The organism is Oceanobacillus sojae (assembly GCF_007991515.1).
Classification (GTDB): domain Bacteria; phylum Bacillota; class Bacilli; order Bacillales; family Amphibacillaceae; genus Oceanobacillus; species Oceanobacillus sojae.
Window position 1 is genome coordinate 17,668 of record NZ_BJYM01000010.1, and the last position, 21,881, is coordinate 39,548.

At 37.5% G+C, this 21,881-nt stretch carries 21 protein-coding genes; 14 read left to right on the forward strand and 7 right to left on the reverse strand.

Going from position 1 to position 21,881, the window contains the following annotated elements; translation table 11 throughout:
* The first annotated feature begins 15 nt into the window (after window positions 1-15).
* The 4 genes from OSO01_RS12275 (at window position 16) to OSO01_RS12290 (ending at window position 3,816) form a co-directional block, all read left to right on the forward strand.
* On the forward strand, window positions 16-795 hold the full coding sequence (locus tag OSO01_RS12275) for an ABC transporter permease subunit (protein ID WP_371863297.1): 780 nt from the start codon (window positions 16-18) through the stop codon (window positions 793-795).
* 18 nt (window positions 796-813) lie between these two features.
* Window positions 814-2,142 carry an LLM class flavin-dependent oxidoreductase gene (locus OSO01_RS12280; protein WP_147210735.1) on the forward strand — a complete coding sequence of 443 codons (1,329 nt, stop codon included), beginning with the start codon at window positions 814-816 and terminating at the stop codon, window positions 2,140-2,142.
* Window positions 2,143-2,352: 210 nt separating this feature from the next.
* A complete protein-coding gene (locus OSO01_RS23730; protein WP_246145157.1) occupies window positions 2,353-3,243 on the forward strand; it encodes a cupin domain-containing protein in 891 nt (296 codons plus the stop codon).
* A gap of 204 nt (window positions 3,244-3,447) precedes the next feature.
* Window positions 3,448-3,816 carry a hypothetical protein gene (locus OSO01_RS12290; RefSeq protein WP_147210736.1) on the forward strand — a complete coding sequence of 123 codons (369 nt, stop codon included), beginning with the start codon at window positions 3,448-3,450 and terminating at the stop codon, window positions 3,814-3,816.
* Between the two features lie 63 nt (window positions 3,817-3,879).
* Here the strand turns inward: OSO01_RS12290 and OSO01_RS12295 are convergent, their stop codons facing one another.
* Complete coding sequence (locus OSO01_RS12295; protein ID WP_147210737.1) at window positions 3,880-4,818, reverse strand: AEC family transporter; 939 nt, start codon at window positions 4,816-4,818, stop codon at window positions 3,880-3,882.
* Between the two features lie 115 nt (window positions 4,819-4,933).
* Here OSO01_RS12295 and OSO01_RS12300 point away from each other — a divergent pair, with 115 nt between their 5' ends.
* Window positions 4,934-5,386, forward strand: coding sequence for a GNAT family N-acetyltransferase (locus OSO01_RS12300; RefSeq protein ID WP_147210738.1), 453 nt, complete (start codon window positions 4,934-4,936; stop codon window positions 5,384-5,386).
* A gap of 50 nt (window positions 5,387-5,436) precedes the next feature.
* Here OSO01_RS12300 and OSO01_RS12305 read toward each other — a convergent pair whose 3' ends face one another.
* The gene (locus OSO01_RS12305; RefSeq protein WP_147210739.1) at window positions 5,437-6,750 is read right to left on the reverse strand and encodes a lysine N(6)-hydroxylase/L-ornithine N(5)-oxygenase family protein; all 1,314 of its coding nucleotides are present in this window, start codon (window positions 6,748-6,750) and stop codon (window positions 5,437-5,439) included.
* 249 nt (window positions 6,751-6,999) lie between these two features.
* Between OSO01_RS12305 and OSO01_RS12310 the strand changes: the two genes are divergently transcribed.
* From OSO01_RS12310 to nadE, 5 genes are all read left to right on the forward strand, one after another.
* Window positions 7,000-7,338, forward strand: coding sequence for a hypothetical protein (locus OSO01_RS12310; RefSeq protein WP_147210740.1), 339 nt, complete (start codon window positions 7,000-7,002; stop codon window positions 7,336-7,338).
* A gap of 121 nt (window positions 7,339-7,459) precedes the next feature.
* Entirely contained in the window at window positions 7,460-8,221 is a 762-nt protein-coding gene (locus tag OSO01_RS12315) for a MerR family transcriptional regulator (RefSeq protein ID WP_147210741.1), read from the forward strand.
* A gap of 142 nt (window positions 8,222-8,363) precedes the next feature.
* Window positions 8,364-9,140 (forward strand): NUDIX hydrolase, encoded by a 777-nt coding sequence (locus tag OSO01_RS12320; protein ID WP_147210742.1) that lies wholly within the window; start codon window positions 8,364-8,366, stop codon window positions 9,138-9,140.
* 40 nt (window positions 9,141-9,180) lie between these two features.
* The gene (locus OSO01_RS12325; protein WP_147210743.1) at window positions 9,181-10,641 is read left to right on the forward strand and encodes a nicotinate phosphoribosyltransferase; all 1,461 of its coding nucleotides are present in this window, start codon (window positions 9,181-9,183) and stop codon (window positions 10,639-10,641) included.
* Between the two features lie 160 nt (window positions 10,642-10,801).
* Window positions 10,802-11,629: an NAD(+) synthase gene (gene nadE, locus OSO01_RS12330; protein ID WP_147210744.1), complete on the forward strand. Its 828-nt coding sequence runs from the start codon at window positions 10,802-10,804 to the stop codon at window positions 11,627-11,629.
* A gap of 89 nt (window positions 11,630-11,718) precedes the next feature.
* On the opposite strand, the gene OSO01_RS12335 is transcribed toward nadE, so the two are convergent.
* The 3 genes from OSO01_RS12335 to OSO01_RS12345 all read right to left on the reverse strand — a co-directional run bounded on the left by OSO01_RS12335 (window position 11,719) and on the right by OSO01_RS12345 (window position 15,704).
* On the reverse strand, window positions 11,719-12,660 hold the full coding sequence (locus OSO01_RS12335) for an AEC family transporter (protein ID WP_147210745.1): 942 nt from the start codon (window positions 12,658-12,660) through the stop codon (window positions 11,719-11,721).
* A 69-nt stretch (window positions 12,661-12,729) separates the two neighbouring features.
* Entirely contained in the window at window positions 12,730-14,241 is a 1,512-nt protein-coding gene (xylB, locus tag OSO01_RS12340; RefSeq protein ID WP_147210746.1) for a xylulokinase, read from the reverse strand.
* 257 nt (window positions 14,242-14,498) lie between these two features.
* Entirely contained in the window at window positions 14,499-15,704 is a 1,206-nt protein-coding gene (locus OSO01_RS12345; RefSeq protein WP_186813657.1) for an ROK family transcriptional regulator, read from the reverse strand.
* Window positions 15,705-16,269: 565 nt separating this feature from the next.
* Between OSO01_RS12345 and OSO01_RS12350 the strand changes: the two genes are divergently transcribed.
* From OSO01_RS12350 to OSO01_RS12365, 4 genes are all read left to right on the forward strand, one after another.
* A complete protein-coding gene (locus OSO01_RS12350) occupies window positions 16,270-17,100 on the forward strand; it encodes a sugar phosphate isomerase/epimerase family protein (protein ID WP_147210748.1) in 831 nt (276 codons plus the stop codon).
* Complete coding sequence (locus OSO01_RS12355) at window positions 17,097-17,999, forward strand: sugar phosphate isomerase/epimerase family protein (RefSeq protein ID WP_147210749.1); 903 nt, start codon at window positions 17,097-17,099, stop codon at window positions 17,997-17,999. Before OSO01_RS12350 ends, OSO01_RS12355 begins: the two co-directional genes overlap by 4 nt.
* A gap of 71 nt (window positions 18,000-18,070) precedes the next feature.
* Window positions 18,071-19,078 carry a 2-keto-3-deoxygluconate permease gene (locus tag OSO01_RS12360; protein WP_147210750.1) on the forward strand — a complete coding sequence of 336 codons (1,008 nt, stop codon included), beginning with the start codon at window positions 18,071-18,073 and terminating at the stop codon, window positions 19,076-19,078.
* A 72-nt stretch (window positions 19,079-19,150) separates the two neighbouring features.
* On the forward strand, window positions 19,151-20,197 hold the full coding sequence (locus OSO01_RS12365) for an Ldh family oxidoreductase (protein ID WP_147210751.1): 1,047 nt from the start codon (window positions 19,151-19,153) through the stop codon (window positions 20,195-20,197).
* 270 nt (window positions 20,198-20,467) lie between these two features.
* Here the strand turns inward: OSO01_RS12365 and OSO01_RS12370 are convergent, their stop codons facing one another.
* Together OSO01_RS12370 and OSO01_RS23395 are read right to left on the reverse strand one after the other, a co-directional pair.
* A complete protein-coding gene (locus tag OSO01_RS12370) occupies window positions 20,468-21,310 on the reverse strand; it encodes an aldo/keto reductase (protein ID WP_147210752.1) in 843 nt (280 codons plus the stop codon).
* Window positions 21,311-21,652: 342 nt separating this feature from the next.
* The gene (locus OSO01_RS23395) at window positions 21,653-21,823 is read right to left on the reverse strand and encodes a hypothetical protein (protein ID WP_156985746.1); all 171 of its coding nucleotides are present in this window, start codon (window positions 21,821-21,823) and stop codon (window positions 21,653-21,655) included.
* Between the last annotated feature and the right edge of the window lie 58 nt (window positions 21,824-21,881).

The window sequence follows — 21,881 nt, forward strand, 5'->3', positions numbered from 1 at the left end:
AAGGAAGTGAAACAGTTGAAAGAGACATCCAGCAATATTTATAACCGTTTAGCTCCGTGGATCATCCCTATACTTCTTTTAGCGGGATGGCAGCTATTTGCAATGAATGAATCTATTTCGGGGAACATTCTGCCGCCACCGCTGGAAGTGGTTCAAACAGGTATCTCTATGGCTGTTAGCGGAGATCTCTGGACACATATCTATATCAGCTTCAGTCGGGCTATTATAGGCTTTGTCATTGGTGGAGGGTTAGGCATCATCATTGGTATGTTAAATGGAGTTTATCCGTTTGCAGAAAAGCATTTGGATACAACCGTCCAAATGCTTCGTAATATTCCACATTTAGCTTTGATTCCGCTGATTATATTATGGTTTGGTGTCGGAGAAGAATCCAAAATTGTTTTAGTAGCCATCGGTGTATTTTTTCCTGTTTATATCAACACGTACCATGGAATTAGATCAGTGGATAAAGGACTGATTGAAATGGGAAAAGTGTATCGATTATCGAGATGGCAGCTATTTTTCAAAATTATTTTACCTGGAGCACTTTCCTCTATATTGGTAGGTATTCGATATGCACTTGGAACCATGTGGGTGACATTAATCGTTGCGGAAACCATCGCAGCTTCATCCGGTATCGGCTATATGTCAAATAACGCCCGTGAATTTATGCAGCTTGATATTGTTGTTTTAGCAATACTTTTATATGCGATTTTGGGAAAGGTGGCAGATTCTTTAGCAAAACTATTAGAGAGCAGATTGCTTAAATGGAATCCGGTTTATCAAAAGAATTAATAAGGGGAGCTGAAAAAAATGTCTAAGAAGCAAATAAACTTAGGTGTCTTCCTGATGGGGACGGGGCACCATATGGCTTCATGGAGGCATCCTGAAGTGCCTGCTGATGGCTTTGAGGATTTTAAATATTATCAGGAAATTGCGGAAATAGCAGAAAAGGGAAAACTGGATATGCTTTTTTTAAGTGATGGATTGTCTTTTAACCGCTTATCACATCCGGCGGAAATCGTCCGGTTTGATCCACTTACGCTGCTCCCGGCTCTAGCTGCAGTCACATCCCAAATAGGGCTTGCTGCAACAGCATCTACGACCTATAATGAACCGTTCCATATTGCCAGAAAATTTTCTTCTATGGATCACTTAAGTAAAGGAAGATCAGCGTGGAATGTGGTAACGTCCTATTACGAGCATGAGGCGAATAACTTTACCAAAGAGAAGCATTTAGCGCATGATCTTCGTTATGAACGTGCGGATGAATTTGTAGAAGTGGTGAAGGGGCTATGGGATAGTTGGGAATCAGATGCTTTTATCCGGGATAAAGACGCAGGGGTTTATTTTGATTCCAGGAAATTACACACACTGAATCATGAAGGAAAGCATTTTTATGTAAAGGGACCATTGAACTCCTCGCGCTCCCCGCAGGGTCGCCCTGTGATTGTTCAGGCTGGCTCATCAGAAGCAGGTACAACACTGGCGGCAAAAACTGCCGATGTAATTTTTACTGCTCAGCAGACACTGGAGGATGCTCAGAGTTTTTATCAAAAAGTGAAAAGAAAGGTTCTTGAATCCGGCAGAAATCCGGATGAAGTGAAAATAATGCCTGGCGTCTCCCCCTTCATTGGTAAAACAGAAGCAGAGGCAAGAGAGAAATATAAGCAATTACAGGATTTGATTGTACCTGAAGTCGGACTTGATTTTTTATCTGATTATCTTGGGGGAATGGATTTCTCTAATTATTCACTGGATGACCCGCTTCCTGCAGATATTCCAAAAACTAACGGAAACCAGAGTCGAAGAGAATTAATTATAGACTTGGCCAGAAGAGAAGATTTAACAATCAGACAGCTTTATAAACGGGTTGCCGGCTCAAGGGGACATTGGACAATTTTCGGTACTCCGGAACAAATCGCCGATCAGCTGGAGGAGTGGATTATAAAGGAGGGAGCAGACGGCTTTAATTTAATGTTTCAAACCTTGCCAGGGGGCTTAACGGAGTTTATAGATGAGGTTATTCCAGTGCTTCAGCAACGTGGATTATTTAGAGAGAAATACAATGGTGTTACATTGCGGGGGCATTTAGGTTTATCGATACCAGAATCTAGGTATGCTGAGGTTAAGGTGAAATAATTTGAAAGAGAAAGGTTTAGCAATTTCTACGTGCGTATAATAGGAAGTACTGTATAAATAATATTTAAACAGAATAAAAAAGGAATGAGAAGATATTTGCAGATGTCTTCTTTTTTTTGATGTCTTGATTATTCAATTTTTTTGGGTTCCATTTTTAATTTATAGTCATATGCTGATAAGAGATTAAGGAAAGGAAGGTAACAAACCAAAATGTATTATAATCCTTTGTATCAGCAGCAAATGAATCGAATGAATCCAAATTTAAATCAGGGAAATGCCTATGATGAACAGACAGCTAATATGGTAGAAGAGACCTTACAGCGTGAAGCTTCGTTAATTCCTATGTATTTTCAAGTGCTGGACCAATTCAGGCAGGGAGTCTCCGGACAGGGAATCATGTATGCAGTGCAATCTAAAAATCAAATAGCAGCAGGACTGGAGCAGGTTTATCAATATTTCACCGGACAACAGATAGATACACGACAGTCAGAGTATAAGCAAGCAGAAAATGGAAGTATTGAATCTGTTTATGAACATGCTCTGCAGGGCTATGAAGAAAATTATCGTAAAAGTGAACAAATAAATGAACCTCACTCCCGGCAGCTACTTTATCAGCTTGCAATGACAGATTATCAAATTGCGAATTATTTAGCAGGGTATTTAGAACCTCATCAGGACGCCCAAATATATTCCCGGGTTACTGATTATGGTGGAAATCCGTTCATTATTGATATTGAAAATGCTGCAGAGGCAAATACAAATTACCGTACTGCTTTGTGGACAGGAGAGCATCTGCAGGTTACATTGATGAGTATCCCGGTGGGAAGTGATATTGGTTTAGAGGTACACCCGGATACAGACCAATTTTTACGCATTGAAGAAGGAGAAGGAACTGTACAAATGGGGAACCGGCAAGATAATCTGACCATTCAGCAGCATGTGGAAGAAGACAGTGCTATTATGGTTCCAGCTGGTACCTGGCATAATATAACAAATACAGGAGATGAAGCTTTAAAGCTGTATACAATTTATGCACCTCCTCATCATCCCTTTGGGACGGTTGAGCGTACGAAAGAAGAAGCGATGCAAAAAGAAGGCTAAGAGTTATATTTTGTGCAGATAAGTAATCACTGCAGCAGTTTGTTTTCTTTTCACATAACAGGAAGCTGTTCTTTGAGCTGGGCGGCTTTCTGTTTCTTGATAAAACGAAAAATCAGTTCAAATGTACCTGTTCTGCCAGCCCTTTCTGTGTTACCATACTTTGATATATTCTAGCTGAATAAAAATGATGGAAGGGGTACATAGATGGAGGTTCATGTTAATAGAAATACAGGTCCACTTGGTGGATTGTCCAGTATAAAGGTCAATGTTAATGGAGAAGCACAAGGGAAGCTGAAAAATAATGATGTATTTATTGCAGCTGCTCCTGAAGATACAGCTGAGATAACAGTTAATCAGAGCTTTTTCTACAGCAACTCTTTGACTGTTAACGACGGAGATCAGGTTGAAGTGACTCTAAATAAAAAATACTCCCCGCTTTTTGTGGTGGGTTTGTTAGGTATTATACTCGGGGGATTGACAAAAGCCATATTGTTTCACGCTGTTGGATTAATTTGTTTATTAATTGTTCTTACCATTGGTGCGAAAAATTGGTTTATCATTAAGAAACGATAGAATAAAAGCAGACGCACATAAGTGAAATATGCGTCTGCTTTTATTACATTATTAGTCTATGACTTAGCCAATCCAAAAAGTAGACAGCCAGGCGATAAAAGGAATCGTCCCTAATGCAAGCAGGGTGGAAAATACAGATGTAACAACTGCATCTTGTTCTTTATCCGTATAACGGGAAAATAAAACAGCGGAGAGCATAAAGGTAGGCATACAGGTAAGAATCACCAATATATGCTTCAACATGGTCTCTATAGGCATAAAAGAAAGAATAATCATTACTATCACTGGAAGAATAAGTAATTTCCACACTAGTGGCATCCACAATTCACGGAAAAATAAAGGCTGCTTACTTCGGAAAAGGTCTGGCAGACTAAAACCGACATAAAGCATAGCCATCGGAGCAGCCAATGCGGAGAGCATGCTAGCTAAATCTTTCATTAAAACGGTAGCATCCCAGCCGCTGAATGCAAAAATCAGTCCAAAGCTGATAGCAATTAAAGGCATGTTTATAAGTGCTTTTAAATGTCTCCATTCAAAGCGGTCTTCACTTTGCAAAAGATAGATTCCCAGAGAGAAAACTACTACATCCAGCCCTGCATCAAAAATAGCGGCAAGCAAACCACCGATGGGGCCGAAGATAGCAGCACATAATGGAATGCCGATAAATCCAGAATTCCCTATAGCAGCAAGTAAAGCAAGCTGTTTTGATTTTGTTATAGAGAAGCCAATGATTTTTCCGAATAAAAAACAAATACCAACAGCTGAAATATTAAAACTGACACTGAAGATAAACATCAGAACAACTTGATGTAACACATCATCTGTTAACTCAGTATTGAACACACCATTTAAAATAATAAATGGAACGGCAACATTAATAATAACGCTCATAAACAGCTGTTTTGCTTCATATGTAATTGTATTTTTCAGGGCGACCAACGCACCGGTGAATAAAATAAACCCCATCATAATGACTGTTAGGGCGACAGTAATAACATCCATTTTAAACTCCTTTGAAGTTGAAAAAGTTGGTATACTATATTCAATATATAATTCCTAATGTTAGAAGAATTACAGTAAAGAAACAAGTCTATTTAATAAAAAAGGAGCAGAAAATATGATTCGTCAGTTGCTTGCGGAAGAAACATTGCCTATGAATCTGTTATTACTCGCAGATCCATCAGAAAGATTAGTCCGTGATTATACTTCAAGAGGAACCTGCCATGTACTGGAGAAGGAAGAAAAGATTATCGGAGTATATGTCCTTCTGCCGACAAGACCGGATACAGTGGAGCTCGTAAATATTGCTGTTGATGAAGGTTATCAGGGACAAGGCTGGGGAAAACAGTTGGTATTACACGCTATTCAGGAGGCGAAGAAGCAAAATTACCGTACGATAGAAATTGGAACAGGTAATTCAGGAGTTACTCAGCTGGCACTGTATCAAAAATGCGGTTTTCGGATGGTTTCCATTGATCGTGACTTCTTTTTGCGTCATTATGATGAACCGATCTTTGAAAACGGAATACAGGTTGTAGATATGGTACGGTTGGAAATGGATTTGATGTAGAGAAAAGATGCTAAATGTGTATGAAACACATCTGGCATCTTTTTTTGTAATTATGATTTTTTCATTTCAAATTGCTGGAAGACTGCCTGATTTGGTGTGGTATAGATTTCCTTGCCAGCAATGGAATTAATAATTTTTTGATTGCGTAATACTGACAATCCAAGGTTTGTGGCACTGGATCCATGAGAATGCTCAATATTTGTTAAGGTATAAATCTGATTCTCGCGAGAGTCTTTAAAAACAAGCCGATAATCTGCTGTCACGCGGAATCTTTTTTCATCCTCCCATTCTATTTCCTCATGAAAATTATTCAGCCATTCTGGGAGATGCGGTTTATACCCGGTTGCAAGAATAACTTTGTCTGCAGGATAAGTAAATTTTTCTCCTTTTTGCCATTGCTTACATTGCAGGCTGTAGCTTTCTCTGTTTGAATTAGTCCCCGCTTCAATTGCATTTACCGCAGTATTGGTCTGGATAGTGATCTGGTCCAAAGGAGACTCAATGGAGCGGTTATAGAGCAGCTCATAAATTTTTTCCAGCAGCTTAGGATCTATCCCATTTCGAATAGTGCTTAAATTTTCAAGCGATTCCATCCGGTCTTCCATTGCCAGATTGTGAAAGTAATCAACATACTCGGGAGAAAATACTTCTCTGCCCAGTCCGGTATCCTCCTTCTGGAAAATCCCGCTGGAACGCGTAAACCAGGTTAAAGCATAGCCACGTTCTTTTTGCTCCTTTAATAAATCATAAAATACCTCTGATGCACTTTGTCCTGAGCCAACGACAGTAATGGAGCTTCCTTGCTTTAAAGTATCCTGAAAATAAGTATAGCGGCTGGTGTGCGTAATATCCTCCTCTGGAAATCCTTGTAACGCTTCTGGAATGTTTGGGATGCTGCCTGTTCCTAAAATAATATGTTTTCCATAATATATTTCTTCACTGCCATCCTCTATGGAATGAACAGTAACTGCATAACAGGATTTACCCGATACCTCTTTCACATCTGTTACACATTGTCCAAACTGGCAATTATTTAATTTTGAAGCAACCCATTTACAATAAGCATTGTATTCCTCTCTGGGAATGGTGAAGCGGTTAAAAAAGAAAAAGGAATACATCCGATTATGCTTGTGAAGATAATTTAAATAAGAAAAACGATTTGTAGGATCTGCAAATGTTACAAGGTCTGCGATAAATGGTGTTTGGAGGTCCATGCCTTCTAACAGCATTCCCGGATGCCAATCAAAAGAAGCCTCCTGCTCAAAAAATAAAATTTCTGATTCCTGCAAATCATTTGTTAAAGCAGCAAGACTTAAATTAAAAGGGCCGATTCCAATACCGATAGCATCATATATTTTGTTCATTTTCGTTCCTCCGCCTGTGTTGGTAGTATGAATTGTTTACTGCAATTTTTAGTACGTAAATAATAAAGCTTTGTGGAGCTTTATTTTGACAGAAGTTTTGTTAAAGAAAATAAGTATAGTATCTTTTTCCCTATCCCCGGGAAAATAAACGCCAGGCTTTCTCAGCAAATTCTCATTTTTCTCTAAGGACATTATAAGAAGCAGTCATGTAAACTGGTAATTGTTAATATATCAAGGAGGTTTTTACCAATGAAGACAATTTTACTATCGACAGCAGCAGGAGCATTATTACTAACAGGAATCTATGCCAACACAGGAGAAGCAGAAGAACTTACAGAAGATAATGAAGTAATGGCTTTTGAAGAAGAAACAGGAGAAAGTACACAGAAAGAAATGGAAGTTATTCAAAATCAAATTCCATCAGGAAATGATTCTGTTCAAGTTGTGGAGGATAATCCGCATAAACGAATTTTATTTATTGGTGATGAAGCTAACCAGAAAAAATACAAAACGATTTTTATTAAAGATACGAATCGTTTAAAGATTATTGATTTAAATGGTGGACAAATTTTTAATGATATTATTTAAAATAAGGTAAGATAAACCCATCTTAGACTAATTTAAGATGGGTTTTATTATAAATTAAAAAAATCCTTGACCTTTACGCTGCGTAAATCTCTATATTAGGAATTGAAGGGAGGTAAAAGGAATGAAATATTCCATCAAAAAAGTAGCTGATATATCGGGTATCAGTACACGTACACTCCGGTATTATGACCAAATTGATTTATTAAAGCCTGCAGGGCTTTCCGATTCAGGATACCGTCTATATGAAGAGAAGGAATTAAATCGGCTGCAGCAAATTCTTCTCTATCGTTCTTTAGGAATGAAGCTGGAGCAGATTCATTCAGTACTGGATGATCCTGATTTTCATACGCTCACTGCATTAGAAGAGCATCAGCGAAAGCTCGAAGCAGAGAAAGAAAAGTTAAATCAATTGTTAGCCACTGTGAGAAAAACAATTCAATATACAAAGGGAGAGATTATAATGACAGCGGAAGAAAAATTTGAAGGATTTAAGAAAGAACGTCTGGAAGAGAACGAAAGACTGTATGGGGAAGAAATCAGAGAAAAATATGGTAAGGAAACAGTTGGAAAATCGAATGAAAAATTTATGAATCTTAGCGAAGCAGATTTTCAGGAAATGCAGAGAATAGAAGATGAATTATTTACGAAACTGGAGCAATTAACAAAGACAAAGAATTTAGACACACCAGAAGCAAAAGAAGTGTATGAGCTTCATAAAAAATGGCTAATGTATTCATGGCCAAATTATTCCGCAGAAGCGCATAAAGGCTTGGTACAAATGTATTTAGCGGATGAAAGATTTGCGAAATATTATAATGACCGTGCAGGAAGGGAAATTGTTTCTCTCTTACATGATGCAGTTATTAAATACGCTGAGGATTAATTACGATAAAACGGGAGGTAAAGGTGCTTCCCGTTTTTTATTCTTAATTGTTTGACATTCTTTTTCTTTTGATTATAATAATTAGTAATTATTAAATTACAAATTACTAATTATGAAATTCGGTGGAGGTGAAAAACACTAGATGAAGGATAAATCAAAATACGTTACACCAGATGGTTATACGAGTGATATTGCTGTATTTACCATTGTATCCGAAAATACTGAAGCAAAAGAACAGCGTAAAAAAGAACCACCGAAGAAAATATTGAAGCTTTTGTTGATTAAAAGGGCTAAAATAGATGCAGAAGGCAACCCTAATATGGAAGCTGGTAAATGGGCTTTGCCTGGCGGGTTTGTTGACGCCAAAAGAAGGGAAACAGCTTTACAGGCAGCAGCAAGAGAGCTAAAAGAAGAAACGGGAATTGATCAAGTTTTTCTAAAGCATTTTGGAACATATGATGCATGGGGAAGAGACCCTCGCGGTTGGATTATATCAAATGCGCATTATGCAATTGTGCCGGAATTTCAGCTTGAGAAAAGAGAGGCGGCGGATGATGCAGAGGAAGTCGACTTGTTCTCATTGGAAGAAATAAAGCAGCTTTCTTTAGCATTCGACCATCAAAAAATAATTGCAGATGCTGTGTCATTGATTGAATGGGATATGCATCATTCAACGGTTGCAAGAAACTTTTTACCTGAAGAATTTACTTTATCTGAATTACAGCGTGTACTGATGACTGTATCTGATCATTCCAGAATTACAAATACATCTGTATTTTTTGGCAAAGCACCTAAGTTACCTTTTCTGGAAAAGGTTGCCGATACGAATGGGAACTTAAAGAAAACAGAACGGAATTCGTTCAGGCCGTCTCAGTTATATCGATTTAATGATAATATTGTTTTCTCATCTATTTGGTAATAGAATTGGAAACATATAAACCCACAGGAGGAAATCGGAAATGAATTATATAGATGACAGCTTAATGCTGCACACAGATCTTTATCAAATAAATATGGCTGAAACGTATTGGCATGATGGAATACATAATCGCAATGCAGTGTTTGATTTATATTTTCGCAAGCTGCCGTTTGGAAATGGCTATGGAGTATATGCGGGATTAGAACGAATTATTGAGTATTTACACAACTTTCGATTTAGTGAATCAGATTTAACCTATCTAAAGGACCTTGGCTATAAAGAAGATTTTATTGATCATTTACGCGATCTCCGGTTTACAGGTTCTTTGAAATCAATGCGTGAAGGGGAAATTGTTTTTGCAAATGAGCCGATTGTCCGGGTAGAAGCTCCTTTAGAAGAAGCGCAGCTGCTGGAAACAGCTTTATTAAACATTGTGAATTACCAAACACTTATTGCTACCAAAGCATCACGTATCAGACAACTGGTCAGAGATAACCCTGTAATGGAATTTGGTACAAGAAGAGCACAGGAAATGGACGCTGCAGTATGGGGGACAAGAGCGGCTTATATCGGCGGTTTCAGCGCAACAAGCAATGTCCGGGCTGGTAAATTGTTTGGGATTCCTGTATCTGGTACACATGCACATTCGATGGTTCAAGCATATCGTGATGAATATGTTGCATTTAAAAAATACGCAGAGCGTCATCGTGAGTGTGTCTTTTTAGTGGATACCTACGATACACTTTATTCTGGTGTTCCTAATGCTATTAAAGTAGCTAAAGAATTAGGAGATAAAATTGATTTTAAAGGTATTCGGATTGATAGCGGCGACCTGGCATATCTTTCGAAGGAAGCCAGAAGAATGATGGATGAAGCTGGATTTACCGATGCAAAAATTTATGTCTCTAATGATTTGGATGAATACACGATAGCAAGTCTTCAGGCCCAGCATGCGCAAATTGATGTTTGGGGAATCGGAACAAAGCTGATTACAGCATATGATCAGCCCGCACTTGGAGCAGTTTATAAGCTGGTATCTATTGAGGATGAACAGGGAGAAATGGTAGATACGATTAAATTATCTGGCAACCCTGAAAAAATGACAACACCAGGGAAGAAAAAAGTTTATCGGATTATTAATAAAGGGAATCATCATACGGAAGGTGATTATCTGACACTAGAGGATGAAGATCCTAATCAAGAAGCGGAAATTATGCTTTTCCATCCAATCCATACGTACTATAAGAAAATGGTTTCTAATTTTGATGCAGTTGATCTGCATCATGATATTGCAGTAAATGGTCAAATCGTCTACGAATGCCCAAGTTTGCTGCATGTACAAAATTATGCGAAAAACCAGCTTCAGCTGTTCTGGGATGAATATAAGCGGACAAACTATCCGGCTGAATATCCTGTTGATTTAAGTATAAAACTATGGAATAACAAAATGGAGCATATTGAAAATGTGAAGAAAAAAGTAAAGCAGGACCAAAATCTTTAGTTCCATGTTAGAAAAGTATCATTTGCAGCAGAAGTTCCCGGTTGTGCGAGTAAATCGTCACCAACTGCAAAACAGATAAAAATTCAGTAAGCCAAGTGAAAAAACTGCTGATTCGCTAAGACAGGTGAATAGGCAGTTTCTAATAAAGGAGTGTCTATAAATGAGTGAATTACAACAATCCGTTATTAAAGCATTACATGTAAAACCGGAAATTGATCCAAAAGAAGAAATCCGTAACCGTATTGATTTTATGAAGGACTATTTGCGGAAATTTAGTTTTGCAAAAGGCTTTGTTCTTGGAATATCAGGCGGCCAGGATTCTACACTACTTTCAAAATTAGCCCAGTTGGCGATTGACGAATTAAACGAAGAGCATGAAGAGGAATCTTATCAATTTATTGGCGTAAAGCTCCCATATGGAAAACAGGGTGATGCTGATGATGTAGAAGATGCAATTCAGTTTGTACAGCCTTCGAAGATATTCACAGTAAATATTAAAAAAGCTGTGGATGCCAGTGATAAAGCATTACATGAAGCAGGTATAACTATCAGTGACTTTCTAAAAGGAAATGAAAAAGCAAGAGAGCGCATGAAGGCACAATATAGTATTGCCGGTATGCATAATTGCTTTGTATTAGGTACAGACCATGCAGCAGAAGCAATTACCGGGTTCTTTACAAAGCATGGAGATGGAGCCTGCGATCTTGTGCCGCTCGAGGGTTTAAATAAACGACAGGGAAAGCAGTTATTAAAAGAGTTGGGCTGTCCTGAGCATCTTTATATGAAAAAGCCTACTGCTGATTTGGAAGATGAACGTCCAGCCTTAGCTGATGAAGAAGCATTAGGTGTGACCTATGAAGAAGTGGATGATTATTTAGAAGGTAAAGAAGTGTCTCAGGAAGCAAAAGAAGTTATTGAGGCTCACTATATCAAAACGATGCATAAGCGTGAGCCGATTGCGTCCATTTATAATGATTGGTGGAAATAAAAGCAGCAGAGGACGGGTGAATCATTCGTCCTTTTTTGCAAGCTCTTTTCGTTCTTAAATAATGGTCAAGAGGGTGTAACATACATCTTCTAAATAAAATATAAAAAAAGTAAATAAACCAGAGGAATGCTGATAGCCGAAAGAAGGGTGGAGAAAAAGACAACCACCGCAGAAAATTCCACGTCTCCCCCATATACTTGTGCATACATACTTATCGTGGCAGGACTTGGAGTCGCAGAAAGCAGACATGCTATCATAAACCACTCAAAAGGAAGATGAAATAACAGTAATGGCAGAAAAAAGAGGATTGGATAAATAAATAACCGGCTTATGACGGCGATATAAACAAAAATATCCTTCATATATGCAATAACATCAGAAAAAGTAATCGTTGAAATCATCATACCGATCATAATCATGGATAAAGGTACTGTCATCTGCCCGATGGTCGCTATCGGCTCCATAATAAAAGCAGGAATTTGAACAGGAAAGATAAATAAAATAAAACCGAACACTGTTGCTAAAAAGCCGGGATTTTTCAAGATAAACACAGCTTTGGAATCTGGAAGCATACCAGGGTTCATAATATAAATGGCATATGTCCACATCAAAACGTAATAAATCAGGTTAAATACAGAAGCAAGCAGAATTCCCTCCTGGCCGAACAGCTGCAGAATAATGACCATGCCGATAAACCCTTGATTACCAAATAAAATAACATTTTCAAATACCGCTTTACGTTCTCTCGGCAATGTCAGCCTTCTCGTAATAAACCGGCTTAAAAAAAGGGTCCCTCCCATAATATAGATGGAAAGGACAAACATAATGAAGGCGCCATAAGCTTGTTCGTACTGGAAAGGTATATGCATGGAGCTGATAATCAGACAGGGTAGAGCCACATATAATAATAAAGTTGTCATAGCACGCTGCCCTTGTTCAGAGATCAGTTTCTTCCGTCTGATGATCCAGCCAATTGCAACAATAATATATAGAGAACCAATCTGATATGCCAGTGTAAACAATGAATCCATGCTCCTCCACCTCTCGCTTTAGCGTACCACTACAGGTTATTCATAAGGTGAGAAACATGTGATACATGACTACACTTCATTCCCGTTTCGATATTTCATTAAATCCTTATTGATTTGCTTTGTTGATGCATAAACAGATTTATACAATGTAAAGAGCTCCTTGTATTTTTCTACATTTTCACGTATAGGCTCCACCGTTTGTGCATCCTTCAGGAAAACAGAAGCGCATTCCGGAAGCGTTTCAAACCAGCCTGATCCGTAAGCAGCCAGCATAGCAGCCCCCATTCCCGGACCTTGCTCACTGCCTGGTTTTATTACCGTGGTATTAAAAATATCTGCCTGCATTTGCAGCCACATTGTACTTTTTGCCCCGCCGCCAATAGATATAACGGTATCGACTGACTTTCCATTCTCCCTGAAAATTTCTAAAGATTCATTTAATGAAAAAGTGATTCCTTCCATAACTGCTCTTGTAAAATGCTTGCGTTTATGAGAGCTGTCCATGCCAATAAAGCTGCCCCGGATAGATGCATCAACGTGAGGGGTACGTTCTCCGGCAATATAAGGCGTAAACAGGAGACCATTTGCCCCGACAGGAACGTCTGCTGCTTCTTGTAAAAGATCATCGAATGTCATTTCTTTGGCAAAAGTATTTTTAAACCAGGATAAGCTATAACCTGCAGCAAGCGTAACTCCCATGGTGTAAAAAGCATCGGGAGCAGCATGGTTAAGGTAATGTACCTTTCCTGCAAATGATTTATTACCGGCATCCTCATAAGATAAAACAACTCCAGAAGTACCGATACTGGCCATCGTTCTTCCTTCCTCCAAAATACCTGCTCCAATCGCTCCGCAGGCATTATCAGCACCGCCGGCAAATACGCTGATTTTTTCAGAAAGTCCCGTTTTCTCCGCTATAATTTCATCGATATTTCCAACCATTTCATGAGAGGGAACAAGCGGCGGGCACAGCTCAGGATCAATATCTAACGCTGTGCAAATTTCATCGCTCCACGAACGCTTCTCTATATCTAACAAAAGTGTCCCTGCAGCATCCGAATAATCCATATGTAACCGGCCGGTTAATCGGAAGCGCAAATAATCCTTTGGTAATAAAAACAGCTTTGCTTTCGAATAATTTTCAGGTTCATATTTTTTTACCCATATTATTTTAGGCAGTGTAAAGCCTTCCAGTGCTATGTTTTTTGATATATGGAGAAGTTTTTCTCTGCCAACCTGTTCTGTAATTTCCTGACATTCTTTTGTAGTACGTGTATCATTCCATAGGATAGCCGGTCGAATAGCATCATGGTTCTCATCCAATAATACAAGACCATGCATTTGTCCGGAAAAGCTGATTCCTTCAATATCAGATACATCTCCAGGAAAGCTGTCTGTAAGCTCAGTCAGTCCAGCTATTGTCTGCTCTACCCAATCTTCCGGGTTTTGCTCGCTATACCCGGCTTTTTCTTGCATTAAAGGGTATTCTTTTGATATTTCTTGAATCACTTTTCCATTCATGTTTACTAATAAAAGTTTGACTGCACTAGTCCCTAAGTCTATTCCAATGACATATTTCATCTCTTTTTATTTCCTTTCTGTTATTGTAATTTGGAGAATATATTTTTTTACCAATTTTTGTCTAGAGAACGCTGTTAGCAGCGTATCTTCCAATTTTTGGTGCGAGCCGATATAATGTGTTTGCATAGATGGTATACTATTCAAAGAATACTGTCTTAAACTCGAAGTGAAAGCAGTACCTGATATGAATGTAGTAAAATTAAAAGAGGTCCATGAAAAGCGTATCATTTTTGAAATTACTATTAAGAAATAATTATTTATTCAGAGCTAACGTGATAATCATTTTCAAAAAAGTGTGTTAATGCAATAGCAATGGCGCCAATAATGGTTGAATCAGAACCTAATTCAGAAAATAAAATATCTAAGTTTTTATTGTGATCAGGTAATACATTTGAGCGAAGTGTTTCAATCAGAGAAGGTTCAACCCACTTTTTGAGTTTGGTAATATCTCCTCCTATTAAAACGTTTTTAGGGTTTAAAACATTTACAAGACTGATGAGACCTATACCTAGAAAACGCCCTATTTCTTCTATCTCTTTTATCACTAACGGATTATTTTGACCAGCCAGTGTTTCCAGGAATTCAACAGAAAGCTGTGAAAAAGGGCTGGCATCTAATTGTTCTGCTACCTTGGGCACACTCGAAAGTTTCTTTAGCAGGGTATTCGTGGAAGCATACATTTGCCAGCAGCCTTTACTTCCACAAGAGCATCTTTTACCATTGTATTTAACGATAAGATGCCCTGCTTCTCCAGATAATCCATTATAGCCGCGAAATAATTCATTTTTTATAGTAGCGGCACTTCCTATGACGTTGCCGACACTTATATACAAGGTATCGGTTAAAAGGTTATTCTTATCAAATTGCTTTTCTCCAATCAAGCCAACCCGTGCCTGATTATCTACAACGCAAGGAATTCGAAATGTATCGACAATAGTTTGTCTTAAGTCCACAGAGTTCCATTTTAAAGATGGTGCTTTTAAAACTGTACCGTTCTCATCAATCATACCTGGAAAACCAATACCAATACACGTAATTTGAAAGAGGCTTTCTTTAGCATGATCCTGCATTTCTTTAATGGATTCAATGATATTTTTTATAACAAACTTTGGTGTGTTACTTCTTAACTCCTTTGTAAAACGCTTGACTATTTGTCCATTTAGATCAGCTAAGGCAACTTCTAATAGTTTGGACTTAACAGTAATCCCAATAACAAACCCGGAATCCCCATTTATGGAATACATAGTTGGTTTTCTGCCTCCTGAGGATACCCCTTCGCCTAATTGTTTAATAATCGAATCTGATTCAAGCTCATTAACTAATCGAGATACTGTTCCACGATTAAGCCCGGATTTAGTGACAATTTCAGGCTTTGAAAGAGGAGAGTGGTCTCTTATTATACTTAAAATTAGTGCTTTATTAATTTTTTTGACCAAGTACTGGTCTGCAGTAATCGTTTCCACTTTAAATATCATTCCTTCCGCTATGTTTAGAGCATAAAAATGTAATGAAAGTAATTAAAGAGAACTTTGCATTACCTAAGAACAAACAAAGGTATTAAGGAGTAAAAATTTTAACCTTTGGCATAAACTTTTTGCCCTGCGACAAATGTCTGTATATCACTATGAGGATATAAGATTAAGATCTATTCAAACTGTATTTTGTAGCTTTACTTTATAGAAAAAATGCTTATTATCTCATTTTATATAATAATTATATGCATTTTTAAACCATATTTACAGTGATATACTTCATTTGCTTTGAAAAAAACGATTTATTTAAGTATATTTTAACACCTTAAAACATTATTATATAAGCATTTTTGGAAAATAATAAAAAAAATTTATATAAATTTAGTTCTTCCTATGGAAAAACAAAGTTTAGTGTGTTAATATAAATCCACTGAACGATTTTGTTCCATAATGAAAGCCCTTTCTTTTGCTAGCAATAAAAGGAAATAAGGCAATTACGTCGTGTTAAAGAAAATGAAAACGCTATCGGATTCTAATAGAAACAGGAGGATTGCAAATGCGTATTAAATTTGGGTGTCATACTTCTACTTGGGAATTGGACTACGATAAAGAAACGGATTACCTTGATGAAGTAATGGATACGGTAAGTAATGCAGGTTTTAAAGGGGTAGATGTTCAGGTTGCCATGCTGGGAAGGTATCAAAATGACCCTGAAAAGTTAAAACGGTCATTAGATGAAAGAGGAATTTCGCTGGCTTCATTAACAGTTCCATTTACATGGGAGAACGATGAAGAAACAAAAAGCGAAAGAGAACGTGCAGATTATTACATTGATTATTTAACAAATTTTCCTGGAGCAGTAATGAATCTTCCGTCACGAGTAGGAGCTAATAGAGACAATTTGCTGAAACGCCAAAAGCAAATTATTGGTTGTGCAAACGCCGTTGGAAAACGAGCATATGAAAAAGGCGTGCAAGCTTCTTTTCACCCGGCTTCTCCAGAAACATCCTATTTTAGAACGAAAGAAGATTACGATGTTTTATTTGACCTTTTAGATATATCCTATATGAGCTATACACCGGATGCAGGTCATATAAAAGCTGGAGGGATGCGTCCAGAAGAAATTATTAAAGATAATCTTTCTATTATTAAGCATGTTCATTTTAAAGATTGCTCTAACAATAATGAATGGAGAGAAATGGGGACAGGAGATATTGATTTCCCTTATATCGTACAGACGCTCAAAGATAGTGGTTATCAAGGGTGGATCATGATTGAAGAAGAAACAGAAGAAGCTGGGGCAGATCCAGATAAAGTTATTTTAAATGTTGGAAAATATGTTGAAAAGAACTTGAAAACGATTGTAAATAAGGAGAGAAGAAAATGACAAATCGATTTATACCATCCTTATTAGTGCCAGAAATTTTCTTTCCAGTAAAAGATAAAGATAACATTACAGCAAATATTATCGAACAATTATCGGAAGAAGGATTTTATCGCTCTTATGAGATTGGAGATATCTCTCAATCTTCTGAGAGAAAGAGAATTTTAAACCTGGCAAAAGAAAATAATTATGAGCTGACACAATGGTTGACTTTTATCATCGATAGGAATGGACTGGATGTTTCATCACTTGATTCAAAATTAAGAAAAGAAACAGTAAAACAATTGAAAGAAAGCCTTTATGGTGCAGCGGAGTGTGGTGTATCCAATATCGCATTTGTAACTGGGGCGGATCCAGGTGGTGCAAGACGTATGGATGCTATAGAAGGATTATATGAAAGTATATGTGAACTTTGTGAAGAAGCCGCTACTTATAATATGGATGTTTTAGTTGAACCATTAGATCGGGAAGCGCATAAAAAACGGATAATTGGTCCGACAAAAGATGCTGTTGAATTGATTCGTCGAGTAAAAAAACAATTTAGTAATATTGGCTTAGCTTTTGATACGGCACATGCAGCGTTAAATGGAGAAGATATTAACGAAGCTTTAGAAAAAGCAAAATGTGAGACGCATCAAATTCATTTTTCTAACGCAGTTCTGAACGATAAAGATAGTTTATATGGTGATAATCATATGCCGATTGGAGAGCCAGGATTTCTAACAGTGGATAAAATGGCATCTATTTTAAGGAAAGCGGATGAACTTGGTATAAGAAAAGAGAACGGCTTACGTGTGGCAGCAGAAGTAAGAGGAAGAGATGCGGAGAACTATCTAAATAATGAAAAAGAAACCAGGAATATATTGGAAAAAACTCTTGATATCGTCAGTAATCAAATATAATAAATAAGATTTTTAACATTTCTATTTAAGAGTAATTTCCTAAGAAAACTAGTATAAAAGAGGTGAAATATATGGAGATTAAAAGATTTTTAGAGAGAATTCCTGGCGGGATGATGGTAGTCCCTCTTTTACTGGGGGCAATAGTTAATACTGTGGCTCCAAATGCATTAAGAATTGACGGGTTTACCCAAGCGTTATTTGTAGATGCTGTTCCAGTTTTAGCTGCATTATATCTTGTCTGTGCCGGAGCCCAGTTAAATCTTCGAAGCTTTGGTACAAGTGTTGCAAAAGGGGTAACACTTTTAACAGTAAAATGGTTTGTAGCGGTAATATTTACATTACTGGCTATTTGGTTCGGTGGAGAGTCTGGTCTCTGGTTAGGACTTGCACCTTTAGCTATTATGGCTGCGATGTCGAATAGTAACGGTGCTATGTATATGGCTGTAGCATCACAATATGGTAAACAGGATGATAAGGCAGCTTACTCTATACTGGTTTTAAATGATGGCCCTTTATTAACAATGCTGGCTTTTACAATATTGGGATTCATGGGATTTGTAGAAGGCATGTTCTCTATCATGCCATTCATATCTGTATTAATACCATTGCTAGTCGGTGTTGTCCTGGGGAATTTAGATGGGAAAATGAGAGACTTTTTTGTTAGTGGCAGCGATATGATTATACCATTTTTGGCTTTTGCTTTAGGAATGGGAATCGATTTAACAGCAATACTGGAAGGAGGATTAAGTGGAGTACTTTTAGGTGTATTTACTTTAATATTTACTGGGGGCGCTGCATTTTTCGTATTTAAATTATTTAAATGGAATCCAATTGTCGGTGCTGCTGAGGGAACAACAGCAGGTAATGCAGTCATGGTTCCAGCTGTAATAGCTGCGGCTAATCCTGCTTTCGCATCTGTTGAAGCTGTATCAACTGTGCAAGTAGCAGCATCAGCTGTGACCACAGCGATATTATTACCAATTGCTTTATCTTTATTAGTTAAGCTGACTGGTGCTCAAAAGAATACATTAACAGAGAATGTAACATCAAATGATATTACTTCTGAAAAGGTTAATTAGCAGCAGAAGAAAACAAATTAAATCTTAAGAGCAAAAGGCTCTTAAAATATATAAGATGAGGGAGAAATATAAATGTATACAATGAAATTATCCAACGTAGAAACTTTTACTTTAGACGCTTTACAAGCTGTAGGTGTAGATAAAAAAGAAGCTGAAATTTGTGCGAAGAATATCAGTTTTGCAGATAAGCAAGGAACAGATACACATGGTATTATGCGAGTTCCTGTTTATATTGAACGGTTGCAGTCTGGAGCATTTAATGCAAAACCAAATACAAAATGGGTGAAGGAAACAGATACAATGGCTGTGCTGGATGCAGATGATGGAATGGGCCACTACCCAGCCCAGTTAGCAATGGAAAAAGCGATCGAAAAAGCAAGGGAAAAAGGTATTGGTTTTGCCACTTTATATAACGGCAATCATATAGGTGCCGGGGCCTGTTATGCTCAAATGGCTGCTGAACAAGGAATGATTGGGTTTTTAACTACGAATGCAGGTTCGTTGATGGCACCTTCGGGAGGGAAAGAAAGAGTTTTAGGAAATAATCCTTTATGCTTCTCTATTCCACGAAAAGGTAAAGATCCTATTACACTAGATATCGCAAACAGTGTCGTTGCCGGCGGGAAGCTTCAGTTGGCAAGCTCAAAGGGTGAAGAGATTCCATTGGGCTGGGCATTAGATGCAGAAGGGAATCCAACAACAGATCCAGATAAAGGGCTGGAAGGAACATTAGTACCTATCGGCGGTCATAAAGGATATGGATTGACTCTGATTATGGATATTTTAGCAGGGGTATTATCAGGTGCAAATTATAGCAAAAATATATCCTTATTAGACTATGATAAGCCTAATAAAGTAGGCTGCACGATGATTGTAATAGATATTGATAAAATTATGCCTTTAGACAGATTTTATGATAGGTTAGATGATTTTACAGCTATTATTGTAAACTCTGAAAAAATTGATAAAAATGGACATATTTATCTGCCAGGTGAGATTGAAGCTCAAACAAAACAAAAAAGGTTAGAAGCGGGAGTGGATATTGCGGATAGCCTTCATGAAGAATTAGTTGAGCTTTGTAAAGAGCTGAACTTAGATAAAGAAAAGTACGGGTTATAAGCTGATTAAACTAGTCCTTCATTCATGCTTTCATAGAAAGCATGAATGAAGGACTTAACTTGTAGCTATTGCAAGAGGTATGCTTAATGATCCCTGTTGGAGTTTGCGCGCAGAGAAGAGACTGGCTCATAAGATAAACCTTCCATTTCAATATGTAAGAGGAATAAGAAATAAAAGAGCTGATGTACAACTAAACGATTGTGCATCAGCTCTTTCCATATAAATGTTTTCTGAAATGAAAGGTGGAGACTTTTCTTTTTTTCATATCTATTAAAACTCTTCATAAACAGCCGGATCCTGATCTTTCAAACGTCCATCAGCTTTTGTAAGACTGTTGATTATTGTCATCTCTTCATTGCTTAATTCAAAGTCAAAGATAGAGATATTTTCCTTCTGGCGGACTGGTGATGCTGATTTTGGAATAGCAATCGCTCCCAGCTGATAATGCCAGCGGAGAATAATCTGTGAAATAGTTCTGTTGTGCTGATCAGCAACCTTTTGTAATGTTTCATCCTGGAGTAAATCACTTGCTCTTGATAAAGGACTCCATGATTCTGTTGCGATATGATGCTCTTCATGGAATTTCAATTGTTCTTCCTGATTAAACAACGGATGTAATTCAATCTGGTTCACCGTCGGCAAAATACCTGTTTCTTTTTTGAGACGTTCTAAATGTTCTGGTAAGAAGTTGCATACACCGATGGAACGAATATAACCAAATTTTTTGGCATCGATTAATGCCTGCCAGGCTTCGACGTAGTTATCTTGAATAGGATTTGGCCAGTGAATCAGGTATAGATCGTAATAATCTAAGTTTGCCCGAAGCAATGATTCTTGAATGGTAACAATCGCATCATCATAATGATGGTAACGTCCAGGAAGCTTAGATGTTACAAGCAATTCTTCACGTGGCACAGAGGATCTGCGTATTGCTTCTCCGACAGTAGCTTCATTTTCATAATTGTATGCGGAATCCAGCAGACGATAGCCATTCGTAATAGCGTGATTAATTGCCTGCGCACCGCTTTCTCCTTTCAGCTTGTACGTACCAAAGCCGACAGAAGGAATTTGAAGTCCATCATGTAATGTGATTTCTGGAATTTGATTTGTCATCTGTATATACTCTCCCTTCGCTTATATTTAAAATCCTACCTTTCCAATGAGGAAAATTCAAACAATTTGTTTATGGTGTCTGTTTGACAGGTTCTGTAGATGTATTTACCATTAGTTGTTTTGAATAATCAGAGCTATATCAATGACAATTGTTAAAGCTCCTGCTCAAAATAAAAAGAAAGCAAGTCATTCCGTTTTATGAAAACCTTTCAGGGTTACTCTTTTATCCGGATAATCTGAGTTGAAGTAGACCTTACAATACATTCCTAAATTTTTATTTGGTACTACTTCGTTCGAAGTAGTGAATCCATCCATTGACGTTACATAATAAATCTCATCATTTTATTCTAATAAGAGTCTGTAATTATACCCGACTATTCCCTGGTGGCCTTTTGCTCCGCGCACATAGCCTATGATTTTTCCTTCTACTACTTCGCCGGTTAAAACAATCTTTAGCTTTAAAATAAAAATAGCGATAGCAATAATATAAAATAATAAACCAATAAAAGTCAACGTTTTCTCCCCCCCTTCTGTTAGCGATTTTATGGAAATATTTATCTTATATTATTGC

Bases quoted from the DNA above. Each gene is read 5' to 3' on its own strand.
- OSO01_RS12280 (WP_147210735.1), top strand. From the start codon at position 814: ATGTCTAAGAAGCAAATAAACTTAGGTGTCTTCCTGATGGGGACGGGG.
- OSO01_RS23730 (WP_246145157.1), top strand. From the start codon at position 2,353: ATGTATTATAATCCTTTGTATCAGCAGCAAATGAATCGAATGAATCCA.
- OSO01_RS12290 (WP_147210736.1), top strand. From the start codon at position 3,448: ATGGAGGTTCATGTTAATAGAAATACAGGTCCACTTGGTGGATTGTCC.
- OSO01_RS12295 (WP_147210737.1), bottom strand. From the start codon at position 4,818: ATGGATGTTATTACTGTCGCCCTAACAGTCATTATGATGGGGTTTATT.
- OSO01_RS12300 (WP_147210738.1), top strand. From the start codon at position 4,934: ATGATTCGTCAGTTGCTTGCGGAAGAAACATTGCCTATGAATCTGTTA.
- OSO01_RS12305 (WP_147210739.1), bottom strand. From the start codon at position 6,750: ATGAACAAAATATATGATGCTATCGGTATTGGAATCGGCCCTTTTAAT.
- OSO01_RS12310 (WP_147210740.1), top strand. From the start codon at position 7,000: ATGAAGACAATTTTACTATCGACAGCAGCAGGAGCATTATTACTAACA.
- OSO01_RS12315 (WP_147210741.1), top strand. From the start codon at position 7,460: ATGAAATATTCCATCAAAAAAGTAGCTGATATATCGGGTATCAGTACA.
- OSO01_RS12320 (WP_147210742.1), top strand. From the start codon at position 8,364: ATGAAGGATAAATCAAAATACGTTACACCAGATGGTTATACGAGTGAT.
- OSO01_RS12325 (WP_147210743.1), top strand. From the start codon at position 9,181: ATGAATTATATAGATGACAGCTTAATGCTGCACACAGATCTTTATCAA.
- nadE (WP_147210744.1), top strand. From the start codon at position 10,802: ATGAGTGAATTACAACAATCCGTTATTAAAGCATTACATGTAAAACCG.
- OSO01_RS12335 (WP_147210745.1), bottom strand. From the start codon at position 12,660: ATGGATTCATTGTTTACACTGGCATATCAGATTGGTTCTCTATATATT.
- xylB (WP_147210746.1), bottom strand. From the start codon at position 14,241: ATGAAATATGTCATTGGAATAGACTTAGGGACTAGTGCAGTCAAACTT.
- OSO01_RS12350 (WP_147210748.1), top strand. From the start codon at position 16,270: ATGCGTATTAAATTTGGGTGTCATACTTCTACTTGGGAATTGGACTAC.
- OSO01_RS12355 (WP_147210749.1), top strand. From the start codon at position 17,097: ATGACAAATCGATTTATACCATCCTTATTAGTGCCAGAAATTTTCTTT.
- OSO01_RS12360 (WP_147210750.1), top strand. From the start codon at position 18,071: ATGGAGATTAAAAGATTTTTAGAGAGAATTCCTGGCGGGATGATGGTA.
- OSO01_RS12365 (WP_147210751.1), top strand. From the start codon at position 19,151: ATGTATACAATGAAATTATCCAACGTAGAAACTTTTACTTTAGACGCT.
- OSO01_RS12370 (WP_147210752.1), bottom strand. From the start codon at position 21,310: ATGACAAATCAAATTCCAGAAATCACATTACATGATGGACTTCAAATT.